Raw genomic sequence first — 9,238 nt, 5'->3', positions numbered from 1 at the left:
GGCCCCGATACGCCCAGTATCGGGGGCGACCCTCCGCCTTGCGATCGCACGCACCAGACGCCGCCCGGCCCGCCCTGCGGGCGGACGACGCTACTTTCGAAACACGCCCGAGTTCTCAGCCGGAGCGACCGAGCGCAGCATGACCGAGAACACTGGCGAGTCGGCAAACGGCTGCTGGTCGCCCAACTTGCGGTAGCCCCACGCCTCATAAACAGCTTGGACAGCGTCGTCCCCATTGAGGAGATTGACGAGCAGCGTCACGCGCTCCTCAGCCCAGTGAGTCAGCCACACCTCGTGCAGTTGCCATGCGACGCTACGACCCCGCCACGCCTTGCGTACCACGATTTCGTTCAGTGCGACGGTGCGCTTCCCGTTTTCGGCCATCCAGGCGGCAGGCAGGGGCGTGAGCATGCTGCCCCACCACTTGGTGTCCGGCGCCAGGGTCGTGCCGAAGCAGAATCCGACGACGTCGCCGTCTTCGTACCCCAGCACCGCCGCCCATCCGGACCTGCCTACCGGTCTGCGTGATCTGCTGGCAGAAGACCCGGATATCTTTGTCCGCAACGCGATCGCAGCCCGCCCGGACACCCCGCTGGCTCTGCGTGAGCGGATCGTGGCCAGTGTGGAGACCGACAGCCCCCTCGCGGAGTGGATCCTGTCGTCCCGCCGCAACCCACACACGTGTCCCTCACCAGCACGGCCCCGCCGATTCTCACCCGAGAACAGGCGGAAGTGCTCCTCGCCAGGGCTGACCTGTAGGCGTGACTGGCAGGTAGCTGAAGAGGGCTGTCGGCGGTCTCTGAACCTGGACCCTTTTGGGGTCGGTGATTTTTGACCCCGTGTGCAGTTGTTCATCCGGTTGCCGCGCTCAGTGTGCGGCCGATGTCTCGGTCTTTGAGCCGGTAGGAGTCTCCCTTGAAGGAGAGCACATCGGCGGGCGCTGTCACGTTGGCAGGTGGCGTGGGAGGATCCTCGGGTTGATCACGGTGGAGGGGGATCGTCTGTGGGGAGCGTGTCGCCGTCGTACAGGGGTCACCGGTACCCGGTCGAGGTGATCTCGCAGTGCGTGTGGCTGTACTTCCGGTTCCCGCTCAGTTTCCGTGAAGTGGAGGAGCCGATGCTCCAGCGCGGCGTGAGCGTCTCCCACGAGACCGTGCGCCGCTGGTGTCTGAAGTTCGGCCAGGCGTACGCCAACGCGCTGCGCCGCCGACAGCCACGGCCGGGGGGCAAGTGGCATCCGGACGAGGTCTTCATCAAGATCAACGCTGAGCAGAAGTATCTGTGGCGGGCGGTCGACCAGGACGGCAATGTCCTGGACATCCTGGAGCAGAACCGGCGGGACACGGCCGCGGCCAGGCGCTTCTTCCGCAGGCTGATGACGACGGGCGGGGTGCCGCGGGTCTGGTTGTCACCGACAAGCTGCGTTCCTACGGCGCCGCTCAGCGCGAGGTCATGCCCTCGGTGGAGCACCGCTCCCACAAGGGATTGAACAACCGGGCCGACAACAGTCACCAGCCGACGAGGCAACGCGAACGGGCCATGAAGGGCTTCCGCAGCGTGGGCGGGGCCCAGCGGTTCCTGTCCGCGTTCAGCAGCATCTCACCCCACTTCCGGCCCCGACGCCACCTGATGACCGCATCCGAACACCGAGCCGAAATGACCATCCGCTTCACCACCTGGGAGCAGATCACCGGCGTCACCGGCCGAACTACCTCGGCCTGAGCCCAGGCCGGCACCCGACCCCACCACACCTCGACGCACAGTCAGACACCCACACACCCAACAACGTGACAACGCCGCCAGGAGCGGTGCGGCAGCTGATCGAGTCCGTGGACGACACCCTCAAGGGCCGGCTCGACCTGGAACAGCACGGCGGCCGCACCACTGAGGGCGTCGCGGTCCGCGTCACCCAGCGCGTCCTCGCCCTAGCCACCGCGAACGAGCGGGCGAGGGCAGAGCTCTTCTCCCCCTGCTCCCCACGGTGGACAGCCCACCGGGTCTCACGCCCCCTGATCTCGCATGGCCCCCAAGCGGATCAGGTGCAGTGGCGGCAGAGAGCGACCTACGTACGCTTGATCGCGTAGGAAGACGGCCTCCTGTTCCAGGGGCTGCTGTGCGGTACTTGCACAAGGAGACGCGTCATGAATGCTTCCCCTGGGGATTCCCGACGTTCGGAGAACGATGCCGCCGGATTCACGGCCTCGCCGCAGTTGACCCGAGCGTTGCAACAGATCGTGGTGGATCTCGTCGAACTGCACCTCCAGGGGAAGCAGGCCCATTGGAACGTGGTCGGCCACAACTTCCGGGACCTTCACCTGCAACTTGATCAAATCGTCGACGACGCACGGGAGTCGGCCGACATTGTCGCCGAACGCATGCGCGCTCTGGCGACGTTGCCAGACGGCCGCTCCAACACTGTCGCTGCGAGCACCACTCTCCCCGCATTCCCGGAAGGGGAGCTGAGTGTGAGTGCTGTTGTCGATCTTGTCACCGCGCGCCTGCGTTCCACTGTCGATACGGTGCGTACCCACCATGACCAGGTCGACAGCGAGGATCCCTCCACGGCCGATCTGCTGCACGCGATCATCGACTCCCTGGAGAAACACGCCTGGATGGTCAGCGCGGAAAACCGATCCCTCTGACACCATTCCGCGCCCCTGGAAGCAAGTCGGGGACGTACAGGGTGTCAGCATCCGGTCCTGCTCGACCGCGGGTGTGCCCTCGAGCCAGGGCAGGGCTTTGTCGACGCGGACCAGTACCGTCGCATCCTGCGGGCCGGGGCACACGGATGAGCTCACCGACGTAAAGGCCGCGTGCACACGGACATCGGCATTGCGGGGGTCCAGGGTCCAGTTCCTCTGGTATGTAGCCCAACACGTCACGGTCCTCCCCCGTCGTCACGCCCCTCACGCCTGCGGGCCCCTACCGAAGGACCACGTTATGCCTGCTCTTGTTGCCCTCATCACCGGCGCGCTCACCGGGATCGGACGCGCAACCGCCCTCGTCTACGCCCGTGAGGGCGCGAACGTGGTGGTCAGCGGACGCCACCAGGACCAAGGCGACGCGCTCGCCGAGGAACTCGAGAGCAGCGGTGGCCGGGCCCTGTTCGTGAAGACCGACGTACGCCGAGACACCGAGGTCCAAAACTTGGTCGACCGCACGCTGGAGCACTTCGGGCGGCTCGACGTCGCCTTCAACAACGCCGGTACCGAAGGCCGGCTCACCCCGATCACCGAGGTGACTGACGAGGTGTACGAGGGCACCTTCGACACCAACGTCAAGGGCACGCTCCTCAGCCTGAAGCACGAGTTCCGAGCCATGAAGGCGCAGGACGGTGGCGGCAGCATCATCAACGTCAGCTCCACCTACGGCCTCATGGGCTACCCCGAGTACGCCCTGTACGCGGGCAGCAAGCATGCCGTCGTCGGTATCACCAAGGCGGCGGCCCTGGAGGGCGCCAAGCACGGCATCCGCGTCAACGCGGTGGCACCCGGCTACACACGGACAGCGATGTACGAGCGCGCCACCGGCAGCGACGCCGTCCGCGCCGCCGTCGACTCCGTACTTCCGATGGGCCGTCCGGGCACCCCCGAGGAGATCGCGGCGGCCGTGCAGTACCTGGGGTCGGACAAAGCCAGCTACATCACTGGCCAGACACTCACTCTCGACGGCGGCCTGATGGCCGGCTGGCCCCTGTTCCCCGCCTCCTGACTTCCGCTCAGCCGGCGTCCCACGTCGGCTTGCAGTGTTGTTCGCACCTCTCTCGTCGCCCTGCTGACCGTGCCAGCCTCCGTACCGGCGGGGCATGGTCGACCGCACTGGCGTTCACGACGCCGTCAAGGGCCTGGGCGATGTGTGCGGCGAAGAGACGCGCGGCCCCGGAAAGATACGTCGGCCGTGTGCTCGGCGAGGGCGGCGACTGCGGCCCGGATACGGAACGTCACCATCATCGAGGTCAGGAGCGCCGGCCAGTACCGGATCGACACCGTCTCCGCGCCGCGTCGGGGCGGTCCTCGGGAACAAGCACGCAGTCTGACCGTCGCCACATCCTCCTCGCCGTCCGGCACCCAGCTCCGCGTCGGCGCCGACGCGGAGCCACCCCGTGGTGTCCCGGGCCACGGCGGCTGAGGCTTATGCGCTGTCGGCCATCAGCGGTCACTTGCCAGGTGTTTTCTGATGGCCGGTGTGGGACGGGACGATGTCGAGGACGGCCATCATGCCCATGTCCTCGTGGTTGAGGATGTGGCAATGCAGAACAGTTCTGCCGGTGAATTTCGTGAAGTGGACGCGGATGACGACGGCGCCGCGCCGGGGCACGTTCACCGTGTCGTACACGCTGTGGGAGGGGTCCTCAGCCTTCCCGTTGGTGCTCATCAGCTGAAAGTGGTCTGTATGCAGGTGGAAGCTGTGGTCCTCGTCGGAGTCGTTGCTGACAGTCCACTCCTCGACGGTGCCGAGGGTGGAGGTGAAGTCGGTCCGTTTCGGGTCGAACGTCCGGCCGTTGATGTAGAAGACCGTGCCCGCCGTGTTCTCCGTGTAGACCATCGTCTTGCGGGCTGCGATCTTCGCGCCGCTCAGGTCTTCCTGCGCGACGAAGCTACTCGGAATCGTCGCCCGTGGCATGGGTGTGCCGCCCGTGACGACGGTCGCGAGGCCGGCCTGGGGGAACTGGTTGCCCGCCGGGCCCGTGTTGTACGGCAGTGTCTCCAGTCGGGTGGTCCCGGGGGCGCCACCCTGGACCAGGACATCGAAGCGTGCGGCGGCGGGAATGAGCAGCGTTTCCTCGGCGTGGATCCTGCGCACCGGTACGCCGTCCTGGGCGATCACATGGAAGCGGGTGCCCGGCAGGTGCAGCTTGTAGTAGATGTTGGCGCCGATGTTGGCCAGCCTCCACAGCTGGGTCTCGCCCGGCCGGATGCGGATCACGGGGTTGTGCTGGCCGTTGACGGTGCGGTTGGTGGGCGCACCGATACTCAGGGGACTGGTTTTAATCGCGTCGCCCTCGACCTGGAAGTCCTTGAGCGCGATGGTGTGCTCAGTGATGTGCCGCAACGACGGCGGCAGGTGTCGTCGCAGGCCCTCGACCACGATGACGCCCGACTCGCCGCCCGCGACCTGCGCGGCAGAGAGCATGTCGGCGTGCGAGTGATACCAGTAGGTGCCGGTGGGGTGATCGAGCGGGAGCTGGTAGGCGTAGTGGTACGACTGCCCGTACTTGATGGAGATGAAGATGTCGTCGGCGGGCGCGCGTGGCGAGACCATGAGTCCGTGCGTGTGCAGATTGGTGTACTTATCGGCCTTGTTGGTCATGGTCAGGTCGATGCGGTCGCCCGGCCGCACACGCAACGTGGGTGGCATGTAAGCACCGTTGTAGGTAGTCGCGTACAGCTGGCGGTCGCCGACCGGGACCTTGCGCCGCTCCACGACAATAGCCGCCTTGAGCAGGCCGCCACGACTGACAAGTTCCGGCGGGTCCTGGAGCAGAGGGCCGGCGCTCCCTGAGACGGGGCGGCCGCTCTCCGCGGCGGGGCTGTACGCGGCGCGGTAGAACTCCGCCAGTGTGTGCCGCACGCCGCTGGACAGTCCGGCCACGGCGAGCGCCAGGCCAATGGCCGTCAAGGTCAGTGAGAAGCGGGTGATGGGCCGGGTCACGTCTCTCCCCAGGGAAGCCGTGCGGCCACGCGGGTGACCGCCCGGCCGGGAACGAGTGTCCAAAATATGAACGGTCCGTGACCGGATCATATGCATGAGGGAGACTCCGATGCCCTCGGTCGCACCCGGACGGTGGCGCTGTCCACTCGGATGAGGACTGCAGCGGTCACCCGTCCTGGACGAGGATTTCCAACCTTCTGCGGAGGCGACGTGTTGTAGGGCGAGGTGGGCCTTGACGATGTCGGTGATGGTGAATCTCCTTGGTCGCCTCCGAGGTAGGCGGGAAGCCGCCAGCGGCCTGCTGCCGCTGTACCCCGAACTCCGCGAGCAGTACGTACGGGCGGAACGCCTATTCGCCGGGCGCGGCACCAGGAGCCAGGGTTCAGATGGCGGTGCGGCCGCCATCGACGGCGACGGTCGCGCCGGTGACGTAGCTGGCCTTCGACGAGGCGAGGAAAGCGACGACCTCGGCTACCTCGGCAGGCTCGGCCGCGCGCTTCATCGCTGTGGTTTCGGCGATCGCGTCGAACAGCTCGCGGGTCGCGCCGCGGGTGTAGACCGGGCCGGGGGCAACGGTGTTGAAGCGGACGCCACGGCCGCTGTACTCAGCCGTCCAGCTCTGCGTCAGTGATGCCAGCGCGGCCTTGGTCGCACCGTACGCGGCAGCGTTGGCCAAGCCGAGGCTGCCGGCCATGCTGCCGATGTTGATCACGCTGCCGGATCCCTTCGCCGCCATCGCCGGGACGAACGCGGCCACGAGGAAGAACGCCGCGCGGACATTGCCGGCGAACATCGCGTCGTAGTCGGAGACCTTCATCTCCTCAGTCGGCGCCCAGACGGCATGCCCGGCGTTGTTGACAAGAACGTCGATCTCGCCGACCTCCGCGGCGAGCCGGTCGATGCCGACCGGATCCTCAAGGTCCGCCGCGACGAATCGGGCGTGGCCGCCGGCTGTGGTGATCTCGTCGACGGTCTCGGCGCCGCGCTGGGCGTTGCGGCCGGCCACGACGACGGACATTCCGTCGGCGGCCAGCCGCTTGGCAACCGCCCGGCCGATCCCGGACGTGGCCCCGGTGACCAGGGCGGTGAGGGGGTGTGGGTCAAGGTTTGCACGCTCCGCAGACATGGGATGCACCTTTCGGCTGGCCGGGGCAGCGCCCGCCCGACAGGCGGGTGAACCACGATGCGCGGCCCCCTCGGTCCTGCCCTCCACTGTCCCTGCCACCGCAGGCTCCAGCACCTTCGGCTACTCCGTCCCGCGGTGCCGCACTGTCGTCTTCACGGTCTTTTCGACCTCGTACCGTTCCGGGGCAATGGCTCATCGTGCACAACGGTGCCCTCGCGCCGCTGCCGGACGACCGGCTGATTCTGGCGACGTCGGACCCGGACGGGCTGCACCGCTGGGACGCGGAGACCGGGCAGTCCCTGGGCCGGATCGAGAGCACAACTATCTGGCACGTCACCACTGCGCCATCCGCGAGCGGGCGGACCCTGTTCGTCGGGGCGGGCATCGACGGCCATCTCCACCGATGGGACGCAGCCACCGGCGAACCGGAAGGACCCTCCTGGGAGTGTCACCGCGGTTACGCCCTCACCGTCACGAGCCTCACCTTGCCGGACGGCACACCGCTGGTGGTCACCGGCGGTGAGGACGGGACCGTGCGCCGATGGCATGCAGAGACCGGCGAACCCGTCGGCGAGCCGCTGACGGTCAGCCCTGACGGCCGCGCCTTCAATCTCGCCTCGTGCCGGCTACCGGACCGAAGGGCCCTCCTCGTGGCACACGACGAAGTACAGGGGATCCACCGGTGGAACGCAGCCACTGGCGAACCGATCGGCTCGCTCCTGCCTATGGGCGAGGTGTTTCCGCACACAACCGTCGTCATTCCGGTCTCCGGCGCACCGCGCGTGATCGTGGCGTCCGAGGACGAGACCGTCCGCCAGTGGAACGCATTGACCGGCGAGCAACTTGCGTTGCCCCATCCCGGATTCGCCGCCGCGGCGGCCCTCCGCCCCAACGGCACCGCCGTACTCGCCACTGGGTCCCACGATGGCGCGCTCCGGCTGGACGGGCTGGGCACTGCTTACGACCTCGGGAGGAATTGAGTTCGGGGTGTGCTGGCCTGGTGTTCGGCCGACGGCTGATCAGCAGGCGATGGCGCGGGCGAGGACCAGTTCGGTGCTTGTCCGGGGGCGGCTGGGTCGCTTGGCGGCTCGGTCTGAGACCAGGCAGGCGATTGCGATGTGGGTCTCGGCATATGTTTCACGGCGTCCAGTGAACCGCCGGAGAGGAGCCCACTGCCGCAGTTCGGCGTTGGTGTGCTCGACGCAGATCCGGGCCGAGGAATGGCGGCGCCGCGCGTCGTGCCAGGCGTACTTGTCGCCGTCGCAGGCGTCGTCTTTCGGACTCCTCGGTGGGGCGCTCACTTGGCGGGGAAACTCCTTGGCCAGCCCTTGATACCCGGAGTCGACCCCGGCCTTCACGCCGGGACGGTGGCGGAACTGCTCGGCGATGCCCTCGCTGCGGACCGCCGTCTGATCATGCATGCGGCCCGGCCGGACGACACCGGGCAACAGCATGCGGCCCTGGCCGTCACTGAACGCCGTCGTCTTGATCGTGTTCTGTCTGCGCTTGCCCGAGACGAACGCCCGCCGGCCGGGCCGCCCCGCCTGCGGGCGGCGGGCCTGAGTCTCCGCCCCGTCCAACCGCAGCTCGACCTCCTCGGCCTCGGCATAGGCGAAGACGTCCTCCAACGTCTTCAGCCGCAGGCCGGGACGGTCGGGGACTGCGAAACCCCGGGCCGCGAGCAGGGGACGGACCTGGCGGATCGCGGCGGAGACAGTGGAGCGGTCCACGCTGAAGAACTCGGCCAGGACCACGTGCGGCAGCCCGTGCCGCACGTGGATGAGGGTGACCAGTAACCGGTCGACGAAGACCAGTTTCGGCTTGCGCCCGGACCCCACCGATCGGCGCCGGGGCCGCCACGCTGATCACGTAGCACGGACTCGCGCGCTGACGCCAACGGAGACGCGAGCTCTTCGAGCAACTCGCCGAAATGTGCGCGGGAGACACCGGACAGGGCAGGATGGGAGCAGGCAGCACGGGCCCAGGTCAGCTTCACAACTCACCCAACCCGTGTGGCCCGTCACATGTCACGGTCCGCAGTTCCGCATGACCGACCTGCGGTGAGAGTGTCGGCCCTGTCAGTTATCTGCCGGCAGCAGCTTCTTGATCGCCGCGACGGCGGTCTGCGGTTCGTCGGCGTGGCAGCGGACCGTATGAACCTCCGCGCGCCGCCCCAACAGGCTTACGTGGTGACTGGTTGGGTCAGCTCGATAGTGATCGAGGTCTGCGACGCGATGGTCACGTCCAGCACACCGTCCTCGGACTTGTTCGCGTCCGGGAAGCGGAGGTCGTAACGGGCGGACGCGATCCGTGCCAGGGGTATCCGCAGATCGAGCCGTGCGCTACGCCGCACCCGCAGTTCGCCCGGCCCCACGACGTGTGGGCGTGTGACGGCGGCGGCGTGCAGCCCCAAGACCAGAAACACCGTGTAGAGGTCGAGAAGCAGCATGACCAGGTGGG

General features: G+C 67.6%; 9 protein-coding genes and 2 pseudogenes. 6 read left to right on the top strand and 5 right to left on the bottom strand.

The features are described from left to right. Positions 1-90: 90 nt before the first annotated feature. Entirely contained in the window at positions 91-492 is a 402-nt protein-coding gene (locus tag ACNPQM_RS42895) for a GNAT family N-acetyltransferase (RefSeq protein WP_418088267.1), read from the bottom strand. Positions 493-955: 463 nt separating this feature from the next. Between ACNPQM_RS42895 and ACNPQM_RS42890 the strand changes: the two are divergent. The 5 genes and pseudogenes from ACNPQM_RS42890 to ACNPQM_RS42870 all read left to right on the top strand — a co-directional run bounded on the left by ACNPQM_RS42890 (position 956) and on the right by ACNPQM_RS42870 (position 4,128). After that, positions 956-1,722 (top strand): annotated as a pseudogene (locus tag ACNPQM_RS42890) (IS6 family transposase). Between the two features lie 65 nt (positions 1,723-1,787). Beyond that, positions 1,788-2,084, top strand: a complete 297-nt coding sequence (locus ACNPQM_RS42885; RefSeq protein ID WP_418088266.1) for a hypothetical protein — start codon at positions 1,788-1,790, stop codon at positions 2,082-2,084. Between the two features lie 57 nt (positions 2,085-2,141). Continuing rightward, positions 2,142-2,642 carry a Dps family protein gene (locus ACNPQM_RS42880; protein WP_418088265.1) on the top strand — a complete coding sequence of 167 codons (501 nt, stop codon included), beginning with the start codon at positions 2,142-2,144 and terminating at the stop codon, positions 2,640-2,642. Between the two features lie 298 nt (positions 2,643-2,940). Next, positions 2,941-3,711, top strand: coding sequence for an SDR family NAD(P)-dependent oxidoreductase (locus ACNPQM_RS42875; protein ID WP_418088264.1), 771 nt, complete (start codon positions 2,941-2,943; stop codon positions 3,709-3,711). A 186-nt stretch (positions 3,712-3,897) separates the two neighbouring features. Further along, positions 3,898-4,128 carry a hypothetical protein gene (locus ACNPQM_RS42870; RefSeq protein WP_418088263.1) on the top strand — a complete coding sequence of 77 codons (231 nt, stop codon included), beginning with the start codon at positions 3,898-3,900 and terminating at the stop codon, positions 4,126-4,128. 27 nt (positions 4,129-4,155) lie between these two features. On the opposite strand, the gene ACNPQM_RS42865 is transcribed toward ACNPQM_RS42870, so the two are convergent. Then, a complete protein-coding gene (locus ACNPQM_RS42865) occupies positions 4,156-5,652 on the bottom strand; it encodes a multicopper oxidase family protein (RefSeq protein ID WP_418088262.1) in 1,497 nt (498 codons plus the stop codon). A 382-nt stretch (positions 5,653-6,034) separates the two neighbouring features. Next, positions 6,035-6,778, bottom strand: coding sequence for an SDR family NAD(P)-dependent oxidoreductase (locus tag ACNPQM_RS42860; protein ID WP_358863454.1), 744 nt, complete (start codon positions 6,776-6,778; stop codon positions 6,035-6,037). 197 nt (positions 6,779-6,975) lie between these two features. Here ACNPQM_RS42860 and ACNPQM_RS42855 point away from each other — a divergent pair, with 197 nt between their 5' ends. Beyond that, the gene (locus ACNPQM_RS42855; protein WP_418088261.1) at positions 6,976-7,758 is read left to right on the top strand and encodes a WD40 repeat domain-containing protein; all 783 of its coding nucleotides are present in this window, start codon (positions 6,976-6,978) and stop codon (positions 7,756-7,758) included. Between the two features lie 39 nt (positions 7,759-7,797). On the opposite strand, the gene ACNPQM_RS42850 is transcribed toward ACNPQM_RS42855, so the two are convergent. Beyond that, positions 7,798-8,616, bottom strand: coding sequence for a transposase family protein (locus ACNPQM_RS42850; protein ID WP_418088260.1), 819 nt, complete (start codon positions 8,614-8,616; stop codon positions 7,798-7,800). Positions 8,617-8,960: 344 nt separating this feature from the next. After that, a pseudogene (locus ACNPQM_RS42845) lies at positions 8,961-9,238 on the bottom strand (hypothetical protein); the annotation flags it as partial.

The organism is Streptomyces sp. NPDC056231, from assembly GCF_048270745.1.
In the GTDB taxonomy this organism is placed as follows: Bacteria; Actinomycetota; Actinomycetes; order Streptomycetales; family Streptomycetaceae; genus Streptomyces.
This window is presented reverse-complemented; position numbering and strand designations above follow the sequence as displayed.